Raw genomic sequence first — 20,557 nt, 5'->3', positions numbered from 1 at the left:
CTTCCGGCCCCGCACGCCAGCCGGACTCCGGGGGTGCTCATCGGGCTTTCCGGTCGGCCGCCGTGGCCGCGGTGCCGGCTCAGAGGTCCAGCGCCAGCCCGGCGACGGCGGCCTTGGCGGTGCGCCCGACCCCGATCAGCGTGGCCGACCCGGGGCCGGTCCAGTCCCCGTAGCCGAGCAGATGCAGCTTGGGTTCCTTCAACGCCTGGGTTCCTGTCACGGCGATGGAACCGTCGGACCCGCGCAGGTGCAGCGGCCGCAACGGCGTCAGGGCGGGGCGGAATCCGGTGGCCCAGACGATCACGTCCGCGCGCCGGCTCTCCCCGGTGTCGTCCCACGAGATGCCGTCCCGGGTCAGCCGGTCGAACATCGGCAGCGGATCCAGCGCGCCGCGGTCCCGGACCGCGAGGACCTCCGGGACCATGACGATGTCACCGAGGTCGGCGATACCGCCCGGATCGGGGCGCCCGGCCGCCAGCGCCAGCGCGCGCCGCGACGCCATCTCGAACAGCACACGTCCGTCGACGTCGTCCGGTAGGAACCGCGGCGGGCGGGTGGTCACCCAGGTGGTGCCGGTGACCTCCGAGATCTCGGCGACCAGCTGGGCACCGGAGTTGCCGCCGCCGACCACCACGACCGCTCTACCGGCGAATTCACCCGGGATGCGGTACTGCACGGTGTGCAACTGTCTGCCCGCGAAGGTGCGGGCTCCGGGGCAAGCGGGCCAGAACGGTTGCTGCCAGGTGCCGGTGGCGCTGATCACCCGCCGTGCCCGCCACACCCGCTCCGCGGTGTCCACCCGCAGCCGCTCCCCGTCCTCGTCGCGGGTGACCGCCCGAACCCGCACCGGCCGCCGCACCGGCAGACTGTAGCGGCGCTCGTATGCGGTCAGATAGTCGATCACGTGCCGGGCAGGTGGGAACCCGTCCCGCCACGACGGCATCGGCCATCCCGGCAGCGACGCGTACTCCGCGGGGGAGAACAACCGCAGCGAGGGCCAGGTGTGCGGCCACGCGCCGCCCGGTGTGGGCTGGTCATCGAGGACGACGAACTCGAGCCCGGCCCGGCGCAGGTAGTACCCGGCGGCCAGGCCGGCCTGCCCGCCCCCGATCACCACGACGTCCACCTCGCTCGTGCTCATCGTCTCCCTCGTCATCGCGTGCGCAGATCGTCGGTTTCGGCCGTCAGGGTTGGCCGGGGGTGTCGAGCAGGCTCGCCGCGGCGATCAGGGCGGCTTTGACGATCAGTCGTTCGGGGATCTCTTCGAATGTGACTGGTCCGAGTGCCACTGTCCGGCAAGGGGAGTCGCCGCACACCGAGCAGCAGCGGCTGCTGCCGACGTCGGCGTCGAGCCAGTCCTCGAGCGGGCGGCCGGCGATCCAGATGCGGTTGGATTCGGTCGGGTTCGCGGCAAAGGCGGCGTCGTCGAGTTCGCGGACCTCGAGGTGCGGTGCGATGCCCAGCGGGCGCAGGGCCTGATCGAGCGTGCCGACCGCGTGCTGGATCTGCTCACCGGTGCCGGCGCAGCGGCGGCACGTCTGTCCCTGGCTGACCAGGCGTTGCCAGACGATGGGCAGTACCGTCATCACAGACCCCTTCTCGGTTCGCGGGGAAGGTGGAGTCGACCCGGTCTCCAGTGTGGCCGACCCGGCTGGGCCGCAGGTGTGTCCCGGCGGATCCGGCCGGGGCACGCCCTGCGTTCGGTCAGCTGCGGACGGCGCCGGGGACGAGTTCGGCGATCAGCGCCTCGACCCGCGCCCTGATCTCGTCGCGGATGGGGCGGACCGACTCGACGCCCTTGCCGGCCGGGTCCTCGAGCACCCAGTCGCGGTAGCTCTTGCCGGGGAAGACCGGGCAGGTGTCGCCGCAGCCCATGGTGATCACCACGTCGGAGGCTTCGACGGCGTCGGTGGTGAGGATCTTCGGGGATTGGGTGGAGATGTCGATGCCGAGCTCGGCCATGGCCTCGACGGCGGCGGGGTTGACCTGATCGGCGGGGGCGCTGCCGGCGGAACGGACCTCGACGGCGTCGCCGGCGAGGGCGGTGAGGAATCCGGCGGCCATCTGGGAGCGGCCGGCGTTGTGCACGCACACGAACAGCACGGACGGCTTGGTGGTCATCGAGGGAACCTTTCGGGTGTCAGGCGGTGGGAACGGCGGTGAGGTCGGCGAGCAGAGCGCGGACCCGGGCGTCGACGTCGTCGCGGATGATGCGGACGACCTCGAGGGATTGCCCGTCCGGGTCGGGGACGGACCAGTCGAGGTAGCGCTTGCCGGGGTAGACGGCGCACGCGTCGCCGCAGCCCATGGTCACGACCACGTCCGCGGCGGCGACGACGTCGTCGGTGAGCGGCTTGGGGAACTCGGCGCCGAGATCGAGGCCGAGCTCGGCCATGGCCTCGACCACCACCGGGTTGATCGCGGCGATCGGTGCGGAGCCCGCGGAGCGGACGTGGACGCGGCCACCGGCGTGGCGATCGAGCAGGGCAGCGGCCATCTGGGAGCGACCGGCGTTGTGCACACAGACGAACAGCACCTCCGGAACGTCCTTTGCGACGGCGCCTTCGGCCTGGGCCAGCGCGGTCAGGCGTTCGGCGGCGAAGCGCGGGGCGAGTGCCGTCAGATGGGTGTAGACGGTGGCGGTGCGGCGCAGTGCCGCATAGGACTCGAACACCACCCGTTCGACGGTCTGCGGGGAGAAGATCCCGTCGTACTTGTCGGCGAGGTGCTCGGCGGCACGCTGGAGCACCGCCTGCGGCATCAGCAGTTCGGGCTGGTGGCGGTTCGAGTGGTCGGACATGTCGGCTCCCTGGCTCTCGGGCTTCACGAAGCGGCGGGGGTGGCGGAGGGGGTGAAGCGCTTGCGCAGGGCGAGCGAGACGTAGACGAGGCCGACGAGCACGGGCACCTCGATGAGCGGCCCGACCACGCCCGCGAGGGCCTGCCCGGAGGTGACGCCGAAGGTGGCGATGGCGACGGCAATGGCGAGTTCGAAGTTGTTTCCGGCCGCGGTGAACGCGAGGGTGGTGGTGCGCTCGTAGCCCAGGCCCATCGTGGCGCCCAGGAGGTAGCCGCCGCCCCACATGATCGCGAAGTACGCCAGCAGCGGCAGGGCGATGCGGGCGACGTCCCACGGGTGGGAGGTGATCTGCTCGCCCTGCAGCGCGAAGAGCATCACGATGGTGAACAGCAGGCCGTACAGGGCCCACGGCCCGATCCTGGGCAGGAACTTCTGCTCGTACCAGGTCCGGCCCTTGGCCTTCTCGCCGAAGTGCCGGGTGAGGAAGCCGGCGAGCAGCGGGATGCCGAGGAAGATGAGCACCGACTTGGCGATCTGCCAGGGCGAGACGTCGAGGGTGGTCTGTTCGAGTCCGAGCCAGCCCGGCAGCACCGAGAGGTAGAACCAGCCGAGGCCGGCGAACATGATCACCTGGAAGACGGAGTTGAGTGCGACCAGCACGGCGGCGGCCTCGCGGTCGCCGCAGGCAAGGTCGTTCCAGATGATGACCATGGCGATGCAGCGGGCCAGACCGACGATGATCAGCCCGGTGCGGTACTCGGGCAGATCGGGCAGCATCAGCCAGGCCAGGGCGAACATCAGCGCGGGCCCGACGATCCAGTTGAGGACCAGCGAGCCGATCAGCATCCGCCGGTCGCCGGTGACGGTGTCGAGCCGGTCGTAGCGGACCTTGGCCAGCACCGGATACATCATGATCAGCAGACCGAGGGCGATCGGCAGCGAGATGCCGTCGATCTCCACGGTGGAGATGATGTCGCCGAGGCCGGGAATCAGGCGGCCGAGCAGCAGGCCGGCGACCATGGCGACGCCGATCCACACCGGCAGGAACCGGTCGAGGGTGGACAGCTTGCCGACGACTGCCGGGTGGTCGGTGGTGGTGGTCACGAGACGACCTCCTCGAGGGCGGCGGCGGGCGTGCAGGACGAGTTCGCGACGATTCCGGCTTCGACGGACAACACCGCGGACAGCTGGGCGAGGGCCGAGGGGACGACCCGGTAGTGCACCCAGGTGCCGCGACGTTCGCAGTCGAGGAGGCCGGCCTCCCGCAGCACCTTCAGATGGTGCGAGATGGTCGGTTGCGACAGGTCGAAGGACGGTGAGATGTCGCACACGCAGCACTCGCCGCCCTCGTGGCTGGCGATCAGGCTCAGCATCCGCAGGCGCACCGGATCGCCCAGGGCCTTGAACATGCGGGCCAGGTCACCGGCCCAATCGGAGGTGAGCGGCTCGCGGCTGAGCGGCGGGCAGCAGGGCTCGTCCCCGCGCGGCGGTTGATTCGGCATGCGTCTATATTGACGGTTGTCGAAACACGGCGTCAAACGGACAGCCGGCCCGGTCGAAAGGAAACCCTCACGTGCACACACCCTCGGTGCTGTTCGTCTGCGTGAAGAACGGCGGCAAGTCCCAGATGGCCACCGCGCTGATGCGCAAGGCCGCCGGCGGCCGCATCGCCGTGCACTCCGCCGGAACGGCACCGGGTTCGGCGCTCAACGCCCTCTCGGTGCAGGTGCTCGAGGAGGTCGGCGCACCGGTGGACGGCGAATACCCCAAGCCGATCGATCCGCAGCTGCTGCGTGCGGTCGACCTCGTCGTCACCCTCGGCCGCGACGCCCGCGTCGACGCGGAGTACGTGGAGAACTGGGACACCGACGAGCCGTCCGAGCGCGGCATCGACGGCATCGAACGGATGCGCCTCGTGCGGGACGACATCGCCGCCCGTGTCGACGCGCTCGCCGCCCGCCTGCTCGACCCCGCATCCCCCACCCGCTGATCCGACCAGGAGAAACCATGAGCACCATCGCAGTCTTCGAACCGGCCCTGTGCTGCAACACCGGCGTGTGCGGCGACGACGTGGACCGGAACCTCGTCACCTTCACGGCCGACATGCAGTGGCTGAAGGATCAGGGTGCCACCATCACCCGCCACAACCTCGCCAACGATCCGCTGGCCTTCGCGCACAATCCCGGCGTCAAGCGCTTCCTCGAGGTCGCCGGCTCCGCCGGTCTGCCGCTCGTGCTCGTCGACGACGTCACCGTGCTCACCGGTCGCTATCCCGATCGGACCCAGCTCGCCGCATGGGCGGGACTCGACACCGCGCAGCTGCCCATCGGCGCGACGATGCTGAATCTCGATGCCTGCTGCACGCCCGGCGACGCCACCTGCTGCTGAGCTGTCGAGGACGAGGAGAGCACCGGATGACCACCCCCACGTTCCTGACCGACCCGCCGAGGTTCGTGTTCTTCACCGGCAAGGGCGGCGTCGGCAAGACCTCCATCGCCTGTGCGAGCGCACTGAGCCTCGCCCGCGCCGGGAAGAAGGTGCTGCTGGTCTCGACGGACCCCGCCTCGAACGTCGGCCAGGCCTTCGGCCTCACGATCGGCAACGCCCTCACCGCGATTCCCGCGGTGCCGGGCCTGTCGGCGCTCGAGATCGATCCCGAGCAGGCCGCCGACGCCTACCGTGAACGCATCGTCGGGCCGGTGCGGGGATTGCTGCCCGACGCGGAGATCGCCTCGATTACCGAGCAGCTCTCCGGTTCGTGCACCACCGAGGTCGCGTCGTTCGACGAGTTCACCTCCCTGCTGACCGAGACCGACGGCGAGATCGCCTCGTTCGATCACGTGCTGTTCGACACCGCCCCCACCGGACACACCATCCGGCTGCTGCAGCTGCCGGGGACCTGGACCGAGTTCCTCGCGGCGGGCAAGGGCGACGCGTCGTGCCTCGGACCGCTCGCCGGGCTCGACAAGCAGAAGACCATGTACGCCGCCGCGGTCGACGCCCTGGCGGACCCGCAGCGCACCCGACTCGTGCTCGTCGCCCGCGCTACCCGCTCCGCCCTCGCCGAGATAGACCGCACCCACGGCGAACTCGCTGCGCTCGGGCTGAGCCGGCAGCACGTCGTCGTCAACGGTGTCCTGCCGGCGCCGTCCGGCGACACGGACCCCCTCGCCCTCGCGATCCACCGCCGCGAACAGGCCGCCTTGGCGGGCATGCCGGCGGCGCTGAAACCCTTGCCGCTGGACCTGATCGAACTGAAGGCCACGAACATGATCGGTCTCGAGGTCCTCGGGACGCTGTTCGAGACGGGCGACGTCGGCACGGCCCTCCCCCCGGAGACCGGCGCGGTGCCGGGCGTCGCGGACGCATCGCTGCGTGCACTGATCGACGACATCGAGCGGGACGGGCACGGTCTCGTGATGTGCATGGGCAAGGGCGGAGTCGGGAAGACTACGATCGCCGCGGCCGTCGCCATGGCCCTGGCCGAACGGGGGCACGAGGTCCACCTGACCACCACCGACCCTGCCGCGCACCTGACCGAGACCCTCCGCGGCGACGTCGAACACCTCCACGTCTCGCGCATCGATCCCGCCGAGGCCACCCGCGCCTACCGAGAGCGGGTGATGGCCACCAAGGGTGCGCACCTCGACGAGCAGGGCCGGGCGACCCTCGCCGAGGACCTGCGCTCCCCGTGCACCGAGGAGGTGGCGGTTTTCCAAGCATTCTCGCGAGTGATCCAGGAGTCCCGGCGCAAGTTCGTCGTCGTCGACACCGCGCCTACCGGCCACACCCTGCTGCTGCTCGACGCCACCGGGTCCTACCACCGCGACGTCACCCGGCAACTGGGCCCGGGTCTGCACGCCGTCACCCCGATGATGCGCCTGCAGGACCCGGCTTCGACCAAGGTCCTGTTGATCACCCTCGCCGAGACCACTCCCGTGCTCGAGGCTGCGGGGCTCCAGGCCGACCTCGAACGTGCCGGCATTCACCCATGGGCGTGGGTGATCGACAACTCCGTGGCCGCCGCCGCGCCCACCGCACCGCTGCTGCGCCGCCGCGCAGCCGCCGAACTCGAGCAGATCGACAAGGTCCGCACCGAACTCGCCGAGCGCTACGCGGTCGTGCCGCTGCTCGCAACCGAACCGGTCGGAGTGCCGGCACTCCGCGCGCTCGGCCGAGCGTCCGCCCCGGTCCCCGTCCGGTAGGACGCGGTCCCGAAATGCACGGTCCCGCCCCGGTATCCGGGGCGGGACCGATGCGTGAGTCCGGATCAGGCGCCGGCGGCCTCGAGGCCGGTGGTGAGGTCGGTGAGGATGTCGTCGATGTGTTCGATGCCGACGGCGAGGCGGACCTGGCCGGGGGTGACGCCGGCGGCGAGTTGTTCGGCGGCGGTGAGCTGGGAGTGGGTGGTGGAGGCGGGGTGGATGACCAGCGAGCGCACGTCGCCGATGTTGGCGACGTGGCTGTGCAGGGTCAGCGCGTTGACGAACTGCTTGCCGGCGTCGATGCCGCCGGCGAGTTCGAAGGTGACGATCGCCCCGGCGCCGCGGGGGGCGAGGTGCCGGGCGCGGGCGTGCCAGGGCGAGGAGGGCAGGCCGGCGTAGGCGACGGCGGTGACCTCGGGGCGGCGGTCGAGGAATTCGGCGACGCGCTCGGCGTTGGCGACGTGGCGTTCCATGCGCAGGCTCAGGGTCTCGAGGCCCTGGGCGATGAGGAAGGCGTTGAACGGGGAGACCGCGGCACCGAGGTCGCGCAGCAGTTGCACGCGGGCCTTGAGGGCGTAGGCGGGGGCGCCGAGGTCGGCGTAGACCACGCCGTGGTAGCTGGGGTCGGGGGTGGTGAACTGGGGGTGGCGGGGGACGCCGTCGGGGCCGGTGCCGGTCCAGTCGAAGGTGCCGCCGTCGACGAGGACCCCGGCGATGGCGGTGCCGTGGCCGCCGAGGTATTTGGTGGCCGAGTGCACGACGATGTCGGCGCCGTGTTCGAGGGGGCGGATCAGGTAGGGGGTGGCGACGGTGTTGTCGACGATCAGCGGCAGGTGGTGGGCGTGGGCGACGGCGGCGATGCCGGGGATGTCGAGCAGGTGGTTCTTGGGGTTGGCGATGGTTTCGCCGTAGAGGGCGCGGGTGGTGGGGCGGATCGCGGCGCGCCACTGGTCGAGGTCGTCGGGGTCGTCGACGAAGGTGACCTCGATGCCGAGGCGGGGCAGGGTGTAGTGCAGCAGGTTGTAGGTGCCGCCGTAGAGGTAGGGGCTGGCGACGATGTGGTCGCCGGCGGCGGCGAGGTTGAGCAGGGCGTAGGTTTCGGCGGCCTGGCCGGAGGCGAGGAGCAGGGCGGCGACCCCGCCTTCGAGGGCGGCGATGCGTTGTTCGACCGCGTCCTGGGTGGGGTTCATGATGCGGGTGTAGATGTTGCCGGGTTCGGTCAGGCCGAACAGGGCGGCGGCGTGGTCGGTGTTGTCGAAGGTGTAGCTGGTGGTCTGGTAGATCGGCAGGGCGCGGGCGCGGGTGTCGCCGCCGGCGGGCTGTCCCGCGTGGATCTGCTTGGTCTCGAAGCTCCAGGAAGCTGCGGGATCGATGGGGGTTTCGCTCATGGGATTGCTGCTCCGTTGTTCGTTCGACAATCGTCTCGGGGTGACGTGACGGTTCCCGCACGGGACGAGACACGGGGAAGTCACGTCGGTGCGCGATCGGGATGCCCGGTACGGGCGAGGATCGGGTGCGGCCGATCAGACGGCCGGACACCCGCACATACACATGCGCACGGCCCGGCAGTGGGCGGAAGGCCCCGGCATTGCCTGCATCAGTGTCCGGCTCACGCGCCCGACACTATCTGCTGTGCGAGGTGCCGACCAGCGCTCCCCGGAATTCATGCGATCTCGACGACGGTCCGCACCGGGGTGGGATTGCGGGTCAGATCGAGGACGGGGCAGTGGGCGTCCACCGCTTCCTGCAGTTCGAGGTAGCGTTCGCGCGGCTCCGGTCCGGACAGAGTGACGGCGACCCGCACCTCTCCGAATCCGGGGCGGACGTCGTCGAAGCCGAAGAACCCGCGCACGTCCAGGTCGCCCTCGGCGCGCGCAGAGATGTCGTCGACGCTGATCCCGAGTTTGTCCGCCCAGACGCGGTAGGTCACGACCTGGCAGGACAGCAGCGAGGCCAAGTAGTACTCGACGGGGTTCGGCGCGGTGTTCTCCCCGCCGAGAGCCGGCGGTTCGTCGACCTCCACGCTGAACCTGCCGAGGGCGACGGTGCTGGCGACGGCGTCGTGCCCGTGCGCTTCGGCTCGGAAGACGGCGTGGGCCCTGGTGTGGTCCTCGGCGATGGCGTCACGGTTCGTGTCGACGACCGCGCGCAGGTCGGTGGATGGGGCAGTGCTCATGAATGTGATTCCTCGACAGTCGGTTCGGGGGAAGGGACCGGCCTACGGGCACGGACATGTGGACGTCGCCGTGCGGGCGAAGTCGATGTGTCGGCGACGGGTCAGCAGGAGCACGGCGCAGACGGTAACCAATTCCAGACCGTAAAGCTAGGGATAAGTGCGTGTGTTCCGCGGCTCAGTGTGTGCACCCTGCGGACGTGAGCTCGGCGAGCTGGGCGATCACGTCCCGGGCGGTGCCGCCGGCCGAGAACACCCGTCGCTGCCGGACGGCCCCGTTTCCACACCCGAGCACGGCGTGCAGGCCCTCGCGCGCCTGCTGGTAGCTGCCGAGATCCTCGAGGGCGGGCCGGACGTGTTCGATCATCGCCCGGAGCAGGTGGGCGGCCGGGCGACGGGCGGTCGAGGGCAGGTCGATGCCGTCGCCGGGCAGGCCGTCGCGCGCCGCGCGCCAGTACGCGGCCCGCAGTACTTCGGAGGAGAAGGCCACGGCGGTGCGGCCGGCATCGAGATCGCGCAGAGCGGTGAGCACCAGGGCGCGAACGAGGACGGCGACGAGGACCGTCTCGGCGACGGTCACAGGGACGTCGCACACCCGCACCTCGACGGTGGGGAAGTTGGCCGACGGACGGACGTCCCAGTAGACCATCGCCTTGTCGAGGATGCTGCCGCACTCCAGCATGGCCGCGACGGTGCTGTCGTACTCCTCTATCGACGAGAAGTACGGTGGCGGACCGGCGCTCGGCCAGCGTGACCACAGGATGGACCGCCAGCTCGCGTACCCGGTGTCCACTCCCCGGTGGATCGGGGAATTCGCCGACAACGACAGCAGGATGGGCAGCCACGGCCGGAGGTGATTGCTCACCTGCACGGCGGTCGCCCGGTCCGGCACGGCCACGTGCACATGACAGCCGCAGATGCCCTGTTCGCGGGCCAGCATGCCGAAGTGACGTTCCATCCGCAGGTATCGCGGCTTCTCCGTGACCGGAAGCTCACGGGATCCGACGACCGGGACACCCACCGCCACCAGCCGGGACCCGCAGTGGCGGGCCGCCTCGGCGACGAGGGATCGCCGGGTGGACAGGTCGGTGTACAGCTCGTGGGCGTCGTAGCAGACCCCCGACGCCGTCTCGACCTGGCAGCGGTCGAGTTCGTACTGCAGTTCCACCCCGAGGACGCGGGCCTGCTCGACGACCTCGGAGTTGTTGACGGCGGGTTCTCCGGTTTCCGCGTCGACGAGGAGGAATTCCTCTTCGACCCCCACCGTGGGGAGGTCGGACGATGTGGTCATGGTGCTCCCGGGCAGGGCTCGCGGTTCCTACCTGAATTCTGCGCCGCCAGTGACGGTGCTGCAGCACTTGCGCGAATCCGGCTTGCCGGATCGGTGCGCCGGCGACGGGATTCCGTGGACGAGGCCCGGCGGGCGGTCCGGCCGAGTAGGGTCGATTCCCGAACCGAGGAGGCGTGGTGAACGAATCGACATCGGTTCCCGGAGGGTCGTGGCCGCGATTGCGCACGGCCGACTGGGCCGCGACGCGGGACACCCTGCACATGTGGCTGCAGATCGTCGGCAAGATCCGGCTGGCCCACGCGCCGATGGTCAACCACTGGTGGCAGGCGACGCTGTACGTCACCCCGCGCGGGCTGGGCACCTCGTCGATCCCCTACCGGCACAACGCGTTCGACCTCGAGTTCGACTTCTGCGAGCACCTCCTGCGCATCCGCTCTAGCGACGGCGGCAGCCGCTCCGTCCCGCTCGCTGCGCAGTCGGTGGCGGACTTCCACGGACGCGTTCTCGGCGCCCTCGACGAGCTGGGCATCCCCACCCGGATCCAGGGCACCCCCAACGAGGTGGATCCGGCGATCCCGTTCGCGCAGGACAACGAGCACAACACGTACGACCCCGATGCGGCCCACCTCTTCTGGCGGCAACTGCTCGCGGCCGATCGCGTCCTGCACAGATTCCGAGGGGAATTCCTCGGCAAGGTCAGTCCGGTGCACTTCTTCTGGGGCGCGATGGATCTCGCCTGCACGCGCTTCTCCGGGCGAACCGCGCCGCCCCACCCCGGAGGCATCCCCAACTGCGCCGACTGGGTGATGACCGAGGCCTATTCGCACGAACTCAGCAGCTGCGGATTCTGGCCCGGGGGCGCGGACGAAGGCGCCTTCTATTCCTATGCCTATCCGGCGCCGGAGGGTTTCGCCGAGCATCCGGTGCGTCCGGACGCCGCGTACTACTCCGCCGAGCTGGGGGAGTTCCTGCTGCCGTACGAGGCGGTGCGCACCGCGGCCGACCCCGATGCGGAACTACTGCGGTTCCTGCGCAGCACCTACGAGGCGGCCGCCGATCTCGGCCGCTGGGAGCGAGACGATCTCGAGCGGCCGACCGGATGAGGGTGCGTACCGGGGACCCCGAACGACCAGGTCGCGCGAGACCCCTCGACCTCGCGCGACCTCGGACGTGACGACTCAGAGCAGGTGGACTTTCTTGTAGAGAATCTTCGACGGTCCACCGATCAGGCCGACGCTGTCGAGGAACGTCATGAGCTTGGCGCCGGACTTGCGCACACGGTCGTGGTAGTGGGTGTTGTTCGCGGCCTCGGCGAGTGCGCGGTCGCGGTCGAGTCCCGCGTTGCTGTACACGTCGGGATGGATCATGCTCTTGACCACGAAGTACACGGTCACCGCGGTGTTGATCCGCTCGAACTGCAGGCGGGCGCGGCTCGCCCCGGCCAGCCGGCGGGCGACCTCCTCGCGGGCGAACCGGATGTGCCGGGCCTCTTCGAGGACGTGGATCTTGCTGACTGTGCGGGTGACCGGCTGGACGCGTTCGTCGCGCATGAAGTCGCGCTGCATCATGTCCAGGATCTCCTCCGCGGCCATGACGCTCGCGTAGGCGTTGGCCCCGCGGAAGAACCCGCCCCACACCCGGCCGAGGCGGTGGATGTAGCGGGCCGGGCCGTAGTCCGGCATGCCGAGGCGTTCCCCGGCGCGGCCGAACATGACGGAGTGGCGGCACTCGTCGGCGACCTCGGTGAGGGCGAACTGGACGTGGCGGGAGTGCTTGTCACGGTTGTAGACGTCGCGCAGCAGCATCTGCATGAGCAGGATCTCGAACCACAAGCCCACGCTCGAGACGCTCGCGGCCTCGTGCTTGGTCAGTTCGATGTGCTGTTCCTCGGTCATCTCGTCCCACAGGGCGGTGCCGTACAGCGTGCTCCACTCGGGGGTCATGCCGTACTTGTCCGTGGGGACGGGGGCCTCCCAGTCGACCTCCACCGTCGGGTCGTAGGACTTGCGGGCCGACGAGGCGAGCAGGCGCTGCGCCGTCTCCTCGCGCTCGGACAGCGGGACGCCGGGGACGAAGCCCTTGCTCTCGGCTTCCGACGGGCGGGTGAGCGATGCGGTCATGTCTCCACCTTTTTAGTGTGACGACTGGTAACTGTTAATCCGAGGTTACCGCGACAGCCGTCGACGCACAACAGGTCGTGGCCTCCCGCGCGCCCACCACACAGCTCCGGCCAGCACCACCACCCCGCGCGCCCAGCTCACCTGCTGCATTCCGTGCAGGAATGCACCGCGAGCAACCGCCTCGAACTCGGGTCCGCGTGGACCGGCGGCCTCGGCGACGACCGCGGCAGCGAGCGGGTCCGAGGTGATCGCACTGCTTGCCGGTTCCGGGACAGCTCGTGACCGGCACGATCCGGTCGGAACGAGCCGCTTTCAGCGAGGTCGACAGTGCCCGGCGCGCTCTACGGGATGGCGGTCACTACGGGGCCGACGTAGTAGTACGGCGCACCCGTGCCGATGCACTGGATGAACACTCGGGTGCCGGGGGTGTATCGGAAGAACATCGGGTTCGGTCCGGTCTCGAACTTGTAGAAGTCCGGTATCACCTGCAGGTACGGCGGCTCGAGACTCCACCCCTCGCACTCCCACGTTTCTCCCGGGGCCAGGTCCATGCGGATGATCCCGCCGGGCTCGGGTGTGGCAACCGGCGGAGTCGCGGACGCCGGGCCGACGGCCAGCAGCATGAGCGCTGCCGCCGCAGCTACCGGCCCGGCACCTCGGGTGTTTCCGAGTCGGAGGTTTCTCATGAGAAACCCTCCTCTGGTCGGATCTGGGGGGCAGGTTCAGCAGTGGTTGTGGAATGTGCCAGCCGGATCAGCAGACCGCCGAGCAAGTGGCCTTGCTTCCCGAGCGCTCCGAAGCGGTGGATCACCGCGAGGTCGCGTTTGTACCGGGTGCCGGTGCTGCCGCAGACTCGCTCGGCTGCGGCAACCCTCCGAGCAAGTTCCGTGCGCCGCACGATCGCCGCGAGGATTTCGGCGTCGATGTTGTCGATTTCGTGGTGCAGCTCGCCGAACTCGATCGTGATCGACCGGTTGTTCGATTCGAGGGATGCAAGCGGATTCATCTTCGGCTCCTGGCGACAATCGGGTATCGAGCCCGGGGTTTCGGTGGTACACCGCGCAGTCGAGACCCTGTGTGGGGGCTGGGTCAGCCACGCAAGCGCCGGGCTCACCGGAATCTTCTACATCGTCGAACTCCGTCGACTGCGCAGCTGATCGCCTACCACAATCTGCCGGGGCCGCTACCTGCGGTAGGCACCCCAGGGTGCCAATTCCCCCCCCCCCCCCCCGGGGGGTGCTTGCGGGTGGGTCGGGACGAACCGTGCCGGTGGTCGCGGACCGGGCGAGTGCATGCTGCCGCGTGGAACCTGTCGAGGTGGGGCGGGTGAGGCATCCGTGGCATCGGCGATCGCGGCGCCCTCGCTCATGACGGCCTCGCCGGGCCGGGCTACACCGCCGACCCCAGGTCGGGGAAGGAGAAGGCGTTGTCGACACGCGGCACACCGGCGCGGGTGTGGGCACCGGCGGGTCGAGCACGGCGGGATGGATCGGCTCGGGGCGGCCACCACGGCGCGAGGCGCGTTTCTCGGTCACGGTAGTAAGGGGCGACGCTGTTCGGCACTGCGACTGGGCGGTCCCTGCCGGTGGCTCTTCCACGCCCGCCGTCGACGCGCACGGTCAGCGCACTGACCGCGGCCCAGCGAGAGCCGATTCCCGCAGGGACTCGCCCAGCCCGATCCGCGCATGCAGCCGGCGCAGCGGTCCCGGTGCCCACCAGTTGTATTCGCCGGCCACTTGCATGAATGCCGGCACCAGCACACCGCGCACGAGGGTGGCGTCGATCAACACGGCGAGAGCGGTGCCGATCCCGAACATCTGCAGGAACGACAGCCCGGTCGAGAAGGACAGCAAGGTCACGGAGAGCAGGGCGGCGGCGCTGCTCACGATCCGCCCGACGCGACCCAGGCCGTCGATGGTCGCCTCGGTGAGGCTCGCCCCACCGTCGCGCGCCTCCTTGATCCGGCTCAGCAGGAAGATCTCGTAGTCCACCGACAGACTGAATGCGATGCAGCACACCAGCACCACCATGCCGATGGTCAGTGGTGCGGGTGTCACGCCGGTGATCGCGGTCAGGTGCCCGTCCTGGAACAACAACACCATCACCCCGGTCACCGCGACGAGCACGCACACGTTGAGCAGCAGCGCCTTGATCGGCACGATCACGCTGCCGGTGAACAGGAACAACAGCACGAAGGTCGACGCGGCCAGCAGTGTCAGCGCCAACGGCAGCCGCGCGGTGATTGCGGAATTGCTGTCGATCAGCGTCGCCGTCGGACCACCGACGGCGAAGTGGTTCTCGGTCACCGTCGGCAGCGTCCGGATCCGGCGCACCAGGTCCTGGGCCGATTCCGAGTGTGCCTCCGCCGTCGGTTCGACCAGGATGTACCCCGCGTCGCCGGCGGTGAAGCGCGCGCTGTGCGGGCCCGGACCGGCCACCGGCATCCCGTGTCGGTAGCGGCCGAACGCGCCGTCCACCCGAGCCACCTCGTCGAGCGCGGACACCTCGCGGGCCACTCGCTCGAGCGCCGCCGCGTCGTCGCGCGCTACCACGGTCGCCGCGTCCGAGCTGTCGGCGGCGTAGTCGTCCCGGATCGCGGTAGTGACCTCACGCGCGGGCGAATCCGCCGGCAGGGCCCGCGCGTCCGGGGTTGCGAACTGCGCATGCAGGGCTGGGGTGCCCAGCAACAGCAACAGCACCAGCACCGGCAGTGCGGCCCGTACCGGTCGGCGCATCACTGCCGCCGCGGTGCGACGCCAGAACGGCGAATCCGTCGCCAGACGGTCGCGGCGGCGCCGCACCGTCAACGAGTCGATTCGCCCACCGAGCAATGCCAGGATCGCCGGCAGCACCACCACCGCACTCACCGCCGCCGTCCCCACCACCACCATCGCCGCGAGCCCGACCGACCGCAGGAAGTAGAGAGGGAACACGAGCATTCCACCCATCGCCACCGTCACGGTGGCCGCGCTGAACAAGATGGTGCGGCCGGCCGTCGCAACCGACTCGATCACCGCTTCCCGCGGCAGTTTTCCAGCGGCCCGCTCCTCACGGAACCGGGACACCAGCAGCAACCCGAAGTCGATAGCCAGGCCGAGTCCGAACGCCGTGGCCACAGTCAGGGCGTAGACGGACACGTCGGTCATCTTGGCCAGCACGAACAGCACCAGCATCGTCGCCAGAATCGAGATCACGCCCAGGCTCAGCGGCAGCAGCGCCGCCACCACGCTGCCGAACGCGACGATCAGCAACAGCAGCGTCGCAGGCAGCGCGATCGATTCGGCCAACTTCAGGTCCTGTGCCACCTGGGTCTCGAGGGCGTCGGTCAGCCCCAGCCTGCCCCCGGCCGCCACCCGCACCGCCGGGTCCTCGGCGGGCAGCGCCGCGAGGATCGCCGAGGTGTGCCGTGCAGCCTGTTCCGCGCTGCCGCCGACGTGCAACAGCACCAGCGCCGACCGGCTGTCGGCGCTGCGCAGATCCGGCAGCTGCGTGGTCCAGTAGGAGCCGACCACGGTCACTTCCGGCTCCGCCGCGATCCGCCGCTCGAGCCGCTGCGCCGCCACCATCACCTCAGGATTGTTCACGTCGCCGGAGCGGGCGGTGACCTGAAGTATCAGGTTCGGTGTCGAGCCGCCGAAGCGCTCGTCGAGGAAGCTTTCGGCCAGGGACGACTCCGAATCGGGGTCGTTGAAACCGCCGACCTTCAGTTCGGCGGAGACCCCGGTGCCGAGTACGCCGGCGAGCACCATGAACGTCAGCGCGATGGCGAGAACTCGGCGCGGATGGTCGACGATGCGGGTAGCGAGCCGTGTCAGCATGGCGCCGTACCACGGGGAACCGGTCGTCGGACCGAACGGTCCTGCGCATGCCGCGGGCCCAACACGTCGAGCATGATCGGCCGGCGCGGTCCGGTGGCGATGTTGTGCGGGACCGACACCGGCGGTCGACGGCGTCGGTCCCGTTCCGGCAGGGCCAGCCGGACCCGCGACAGGATGGTCGCCAGCACGATCGGCATCTCGTAGTCCGCCAGAGCGGACCCGATGCACCGCCGATGCGCCCCGCCGAACGGTGCGAACTCGAACGGGCTGTAGCGCCGTCCGACGAAGCGCCCGGGATCGAACCGGTCGGGCCGCTCCCAGACGCCCGGATGCGAATGCAGAAGCGGCAAGGCGATACCGACCGTCGCGCCCGGGGCTACCGGGACGCCACGCACGTGCAGCGGCCCGGTCAGCCGACGCAGCACGATCGGCACCGGCGGATGCAACCGCAGCGTCTCGTTGCACACCGCGGTGAGGTATGGCAATCGCGCGAGTTGCTCGGGTGTGGCCGTCGAGCCCAGGTTCCGCACCTCGGCCATCACCCGCGCGCGGACGTCGGGGTGGCGGTGCAGGTGGAACAACGCCCAGCACACCGAGGTCGCGGTGGTCTCGTGGCCGGCGACCAGCAATGTGCGCAGTTCCTCGCGCAGTTCGGCATCGTCCATCCGTGACCCGTCGTCGTAGGTGGCGGTGAGCAACATGCTCAGGATGTCCGGCCGGCCGTCCTCGGGTCCGGCGCGCCGGCGCGCGATGTCTTCGGTCAGCAGCGCATCGAACTCGTCGCGGGCGCGGACGAACCGGTCCCAGGGGGCGCGTCCGAACATGCCGTGGCGCAGCAGCGGAACCAGCATCAGCGGACCGGTATAGGCGGCGAGGAAGTCGGCGACCACCCGCGTGTATGCGGCCGACCTGTCGGCGTCGGAGAGCCCGAACACTGCCTCCAGGATCACGCGCAGGGTGATGGCCCGCAGGGCAGCCCGCGAGTCGACGGTGCGTCCCGGAGTCCAGTCGGCGATCTCGTCCAGCGTCGAATTGCGGATGATCTCGCCGTACGCCCGCATCCGTTCCCCGTGCAACGGCGGGGTCAGCAATTTCCGTTCCCGGCGGTGCCGCTCTCCGGATATCAGAATCAGCGACGAATCCCCGACCATCGGCGCGATCGGATTCGGTGTCGGGGGTTCGACCAGATCGACGGGCGCACGGAAGATGTCGCGGGCACCCTCGGGATGGCCGGTGAACAGGATCGGTGCAAAGCCGGGAAACCGGACCTCGAACGGGTCGCCGTCACGGTCCCGCCGCCACCGGAAGTATCGATCGGGATCGGCGCCGGCGGTGACGGTGCGAACGGCTCCGCGTCCGGCCGCACGGATCCGCGCAGCGCGCGGCCGCATCGTGGACATACGCAGACCTCACAGCTTTCGCAGTGTCCGCAGCACCGCGCGGCCGGCAGCGCGGTCGCCCACCGCGATGCGGGCACTGCCGTCGGCGTAGGACTTGGCCACGATGCCGGCGCGCTGCAGCGCCGGTGCGGTGTGCGGCCCGCCCAGGAAGAGGAAATTGGCGTGGCTGCGGGGCACCTGCACCCCGTTCTGCCGCAACGCGTCCCGCAGCAGCTCGCGCTCGGCGGTGATCCGCGTGACCCGGGCTCGCAGTTCGTCCTCTGCCGCGTAGGAGGCGGTGACCGCCGCCACCGCCGCACAGCTCATTCCGAACGGTAGCTGCCAGCGTCGCACCCGTGCCGCCAACTCGCGTCCCCCGAAGGCGTACCCGATGCGCAGCCCGGCCAGTCCGAACGCCTTCGAAAACGTCCGTAACACGAGCACATTGGGGTAGCGACGAACGAGGCCGAGCACGTCGACCGCATCGGCGTCGTCGACGAACTCGACGTAGGCCTCGTCGAGGATCACCACCACCCGCGGTGGGATCGAGGCGAGGAACACCTCCAGGTCGACCGCGGAGACCAGAGTGCCGGTCGGGTTGTGCGGGCGGCACACCACTACCAGCCCGGTCCGGTCGTCGACGATCTCGCTCAGGGCGCCCAGATCCTGCCGCCCCGCCCGGTCCAGCGGCACCGTCACCGCCTCGATTCCCATCATGTCGGCCATGATCGGGTAGCCGTCGAACGTGGGCGTCGCGAACGCCATGGTTTCGCCGTCGCCCAGCACGGCCTGCATGATCTGCATCGCGACCCCGGTGGCGCCCGCGCCGACCACCACCTGCGGCGGATCCACGCCGAGTCGTTCGGCGATGATCTGCGGTAGCCGCTGTGGCAGGAACTCCGGATACCGATTGGCCTGGGCCATCTGTTCGTGCAGCGCCGCCAGCACGGACGGTAATGGGGGGAACGGGTTTTCGCTCAGCCCGAGCTCGAAGTGGCGTGTCGGTCGACTCCCGCCACCCGCCACTGGTGTCGTCATCTCTGTGGTCTTGCCGGTCATGGTGTCGGCCCCGCTCCCCATCGGACGGCGGCGGCACCGGCGAAGTCGCCGGCGTGGGCGAATCCGGCCAGCAGCACCAACGATCCGTTGCCGATGCGCCCCTCCCGATTGGCGGTGTCCAGCGTCACCGGGATCCCGGCGCCGAACAGGTTTCCGCACTCGTCGAAGGTGTCCGGGTGCTTTTCCGGGGGCAGCTGCATGGCCTCGCGCCAGTTCCGCAGGAACAGCCGATTGGGTTGGTTGGTGACGAAGGTGTCGATCTCGCCGGACTGCACCCCGATCCGATCGCACACCGCCAGCGACACCTCCGGAACCAGCCGGTTGCCGCGGGCGAACACCTTGGTGATCTTGGACTCGGTGAATCCCACGCACACCTGGCCGGGTCCCGATTCCCAGTACTTGCGGTCGGAGACCGGGACTGTTTCGAAGGTCATGTCCCCACCGAACTCCGGGTAGGTGCGGCAGTCGATGCCCAGGATCGGCGCGTCGTCGGATTTGGTCAGCAGGCCGACCCCGCAGCCGTCGCCGGGGACCGAAGCGTGCGCCAGCCCGCGGATCTCGGTCTGGGTGAAGACCTGTCCCGCACTGTTCTGAACCGTGGCGATCAATGCCGTGGTCGCGTCGGTGCTGCGCAGGATGGTCCGCGCGAGTGCCATCATGTGCACGAACGACGCGCAGCCGCCGTTGTGCACGTCGATCACCCAGTCCGGGCGCAGCCCCAACCGTCGGGCGACCTCCGGGCCGCAGCCGAGCACCGGGTTGTCGGGCAGTTGGGTGTGGGTGAGCAGCACATCCACGTTGGAAATTGTGTCCGGGCCGTGCCTGTCGATCAGCGGCGCGACCGCCCGCTCCACCATGTCCACCGCGGTCTCGTCACGGGCCACGTGGTGCCGATACCTCGGTGCGCGGAACATGACGTTCTTCGCCATCCGGTCCGAACGTGAGAACTGGGTGAAATACTCGGTGGGAACTCGGTTCTCCGGTAGATAGCCGGCAACGTCGATCAGGCTGACCGCAGGCAGGGACGCTGTCGTCGGCGCGTGCGCTGTCATGCTCATTTCATCCACTCCGGCTTGATCGGTAGACCGTGTGCGGCGCGGTACTCGCAGATGGCCTTGAGGTTGTCCATTTCCAACTGGTGTCCGGCGGAGAACATGTCCCAGAAGTCGCCGACCCACACCGGGCGGTTCGCCGGCGCCGTCTCCGGGTAGGGGTTCTCGTCGTAGAACGGGTGGTGGCAGTTGGTCCACAGCACCACCGATCCGGGGGTGTTCAGCACCACTTCCGCGTCGACCACCCGCATCAGATAGATCATCCACAGGTGTCGGCCCTGGTCCCAGGCGCAGTGGTAATCCACCGTCATCGCGTCGGGGTTCGCGACGGTGCGGACAAAGCATTTCGTCTGGTCGCCGAGCCGGTCGTAAGAGAGCCACAGCCCGGGCTCGTCGGTCTCGGTGAACCCGCGCAGGCTGTAGGTCCACTCCTCCAGGCATCGGGTGTCCGCCAGGTACTCGTACACCTCACGCGGCGGTGCCGCGATGTAGGCGTTGATCGGACAGAACTGGCCGAACACCTGCTCGTGGGGGTACACCGACCGCAGCATGTCCATGATGATCGGTGTGGTGGCATCCTTGTCGGAATTCTCGATCCGCAGCACACCGGGGATCGAATCCTCGGCGATGTCGCTCAGGGCGGGAAGGCTGATGGTCATGA

Annotated in this window: 21 protein-coding genes; 4 read left to right on the top strand and 17 right to left on the bottom strand. The window is 69.6% G+C overall.

The window, feature by feature from the left end:
• Positions 1 to 79: 79 nt before the first annotated feature.
• The 6 genes from ACM26Y_RS22550 to ACM26Y_RS22525 form a co-directional block, all read right to left on the bottom strand.
• Complete coding sequence (locus tag ACM26Y_RS22550) at positions 80 to 1,141, bottom strand: ArsO family NAD(P)H-dependent flavin-containing monooxygenase (RefSeq protein ID WP_416062019.1); 1,062 nt, start codon at positions 1,139 to 1,141, stop codon at positions 80 to 82.
• Positions 1,142 to 1,184: 43 nt separating this feature from the next.
• Positions 1,185 to 1,586 (bottom strand): DUF2703 domain-containing protein, encoded by a 402-nt coding sequence (locus ACM26Y_RS22545; protein WP_416062018.1) that lies wholly within the window; start codon positions 1,584 to 1,586, stop codon positions 1,185 to 1,187.
• A 118-nt stretch (positions 1,587 to 1,704) separates the two neighbouring features.
• Entirely contained in the window at positions 1,705 to 2,121 is a 417-nt protein-coding gene (locus ACM26Y_RS22540) for an arsenate reductase ArsC (protein ID WP_003934344.1), read from the bottom strand.
• Between the two features lie 19 nt (positions 2,122 to 2,140).
• Positions 2,141 to 2,800: an arsenate reductase ArsC gene (locus ACM26Y_RS22535; RefSeq protein WP_416062017.1), complete on the bottom strand. Its 660-nt coding sequence runs from the start codon at positions 2,798 to 2,800 to the stop codon at positions 2,141 to 2,143.
• 23 nt (positions 2,801 to 2,823) lie between these two features.
• Positions 2,824 to 3,903: an ACR3 family arsenite efflux transporter gene (arsB, locus tag ACM26Y_RS22530; protein WP_003934342.1), complete on the bottom strand. Its 1,080-nt coding sequence runs from the start codon at positions 3,901 to 3,903 to the stop codon at positions 2,824 to 2,826.
• Complete coding sequence (locus tag ACM26Y_RS22525; protein ID WP_003934341.1) at positions 3,900 to 4,301, bottom strand: ArsR/SmtB family transcription factor; 402 nt, start codon at positions 4,299 to 4,301, stop codon at positions 3,900 to 3,902. The genes arsB and ACM26Y_RS22525 overlap by 4 nt, the downstream gene beginning before the upstream one ends.
• Positions 4,302 to 4,372: 71 nt before the next feature.
• Between ACM26Y_RS22525 and ACM26Y_RS22520 the strand changes: the two genes are divergently transcribed.
• From ACM26Y_RS22520 to arsA, 3 genes are read left to right on the top strand one after another with little or no spacing between them, the layout of a single operon-like run.
• On the top strand, positions 4,373 to 4,789 hold the full coding sequence (locus ACM26Y_RS22520) for a low molecular weight phosphatase family protein (RefSeq protein WP_416062016.1): 417 nt from the start codon (positions 4,373 to 4,375) through the stop codon (positions 4,787 to 4,789).
• Between the two features lie 17 nt (positions 4,790 to 4,806).
• On the top strand, positions 4,807 to 5,187 hold the full coding sequence (gene arsD, locus ACM26Y_RS22515) for an arsenite efflux transporter metallochaperone ArsD (RefSeq protein WP_416062015.1): 381 nt from the start codon (positions 4,807 to 4,809) through the stop codon (positions 5,185 to 5,187).
• A gap of 26 nt (positions 5,188 to 5,213) precedes the next feature.
• Complete coding sequence (gene arsA, locus ACM26Y_RS22510) at positions 5,214 to 7,004, top strand: arsenical pump-driving ATPase (protein ID WP_416062014.1); 1,791 nt, start codon at positions 5,214 to 5,216, stop codon at positions 7,002 to 7,004.
• A 65-nt stretch (positions 7,005 to 7,069) separates the two neighbouring features.
• Here arsA and ACM26Y_RS22505 read toward each other — a convergent pair whose 3' ends face one another.
• From ACM26Y_RS22505 to ACM26Y_RS22495, 3 genes are all read right to left on the bottom strand, one after another.
• Entirely contained in the window at positions 7,070 to 8,392 is a 1,323-nt protein-coding gene (locus tag ACM26Y_RS22505; protein WP_416062013.1) for a bifunctional o-acetylhomoserine/o-acetylserine sulfhydrylase, read from the bottom strand.
• 275 nt (positions 8,393 to 8,667) lie between these two features.
• Entirely contained in the window at positions 8,668 to 9,180 is a 513-nt protein-coding gene (locus ACM26Y_RS22500) for an OsmC family protein (protein WP_054373745.1), read from the bottom strand.
• Positions 9,181 to 9,355: 175 nt separating this feature from the next.
• Positions 9,356 to 10,468 carry a carboxylate-amine ligase gene (locus ACM26Y_RS22495; RefSeq protein WP_416062012.1) on the bottom strand — a complete coding sequence of 371 codons (1,113 nt, stop codon included), beginning with the start codon at positions 10,466 to 10,468 and terminating at the stop codon, positions 9,356 to 9,358.
• A gap of 176 nt (positions 10,469 to 10,644) precedes the next feature.
• Between ACM26Y_RS22495 and ACM26Y_RS22490 the strand changes: the two genes are divergently transcribed.
• Complete coding sequence (locus tag ACM26Y_RS22490; protein WP_416062011.1) at positions 10,645 to 11,571, top strand: DUF5996 family protein; 927 nt, start codon at positions 10,645 to 10,647, stop codon at positions 11,569 to 11,571.
• A 75-nt stretch (positions 11,572 to 11,646) separates the two neighbouring features.
• Here ACM26Y_RS22490 and ACM26Y_RS22485 read toward each other — a convergent pair whose 3' ends face one another.
• From ACM26Y_RS22485 to ACM26Y_RS22450, 8 genes are all read right to left on the bottom strand, one after another.
• On the bottom strand, positions 11,647 to 12,588 hold the full coding sequence (locus ACM26Y_RS22485; RefSeq protein WP_416062010.1) for an AurF N-oxygenase family protein: 942 nt from the start codon (positions 12,586 to 12,588) through the stop codon (positions 11,647 to 11,649).
• A 341-nt stretch (positions 12,589 to 12,929) separates the two neighbouring features.
• Positions 12,930 to 13,274: a hypothetical protein gene (locus ACM26Y_RS22480; RefSeq protein WP_152975411.1), complete on the bottom strand. Its 345-nt coding sequence runs from the start codon at positions 13,272 to 13,274 to the stop codon at positions 12,930 to 12,932.
• Entirely contained in the window at positions 13,271 to 13,594 is a 324-nt protein-coding gene (locus tag ACM26Y_RS22475) for a chorismate mutase (RefSeq protein ID WP_416062009.1), read from the bottom strand. The genes ACM26Y_RS22480 and ACM26Y_RS22475 overlap by 4 nt, the downstream gene beginning before the upstream one ends.
• Before the next feature lie 613 nt (positions 13,595 to 14,207).
• Positions 14,208 to 16,406, bottom strand: coding sequence for an MMPL family transporter (locus ACM26Y_RS22470; protein ID WP_416062008.1), 2,199 nt, complete (start codon positions 16,404 to 16,406; stop codon positions 14,208 to 14,210).
• The gene (locus tag ACM26Y_RS22465; RefSeq protein WP_416062007.1) at positions 16,400 to 17,806 is read right to left on the bottom strand and encodes a cytochrome P450; all 1,407 of its coding nucleotides are present in this window, start codon (positions 17,804 to 17,806) and stop codon (positions 16,400 to 16,402) included. The genes ACM26Y_RS22470 and ACM26Y_RS22465 overlap by 7 nt, the downstream gene beginning before the upstream one ends.
• Positions 17,807 to 17,815: 9 nt before the next feature.
• A complete protein-coding gene (locus tag ACM26Y_RS22460; RefSeq protein ID WP_416063734.1) occupies positions 17,816 to 18,823 on the bottom strand; it encodes a pyridoxal phosphate-dependent aminotransferase in 1,008 nt (335 codons plus the stop codon).
• 17 nt (positions 18,824 to 18,840) lie between these two features.
• Positions 18,841 to 19,902 carry a 3-oxoacyl-ACP synthase III family protein gene (locus ACM26Y_RS22455; RefSeq protein ID WP_193788792.1) on the bottom strand — a complete coding sequence of 354 codons (1,062 nt, stop codon included), beginning with the start codon at positions 19,900 to 19,902 and terminating at the stop codon, positions 18,841 to 18,843.
• Positions 19,899 to 20,555: a hypothetical protein gene (locus tag ACM26Y_RS22450; protein WP_003934873.1), complete on the bottom strand. Its 657-nt coding sequence runs from the start codon at positions 20,553 to 20,555 to the stop codon at positions 19,899 to 19,901. The genes ACM26Y_RS22455 and ACM26Y_RS22450 overlap by 4 nt, the downstream gene beginning before the upstream one ends.
• Between the last annotated feature and the right edge of the window lie 2 nt (positions 20,556 to 20,557).

The organism is Rhodococcus indonesiensis (assembly GCF_047782815.1).
Classification (GTDB): domain Bacteria; phylum Actinomycetota; class Actinomycetes; order Mycobacteriales; family Mycobacteriaceae; genus Rhodococcus; species Rhodococcus indonesiensis.
The sequence above is the reverse complement of the archived record's forward strand: the minus strand, read 5'-3'. Positions and strand labels throughout refer to the sequence as shown.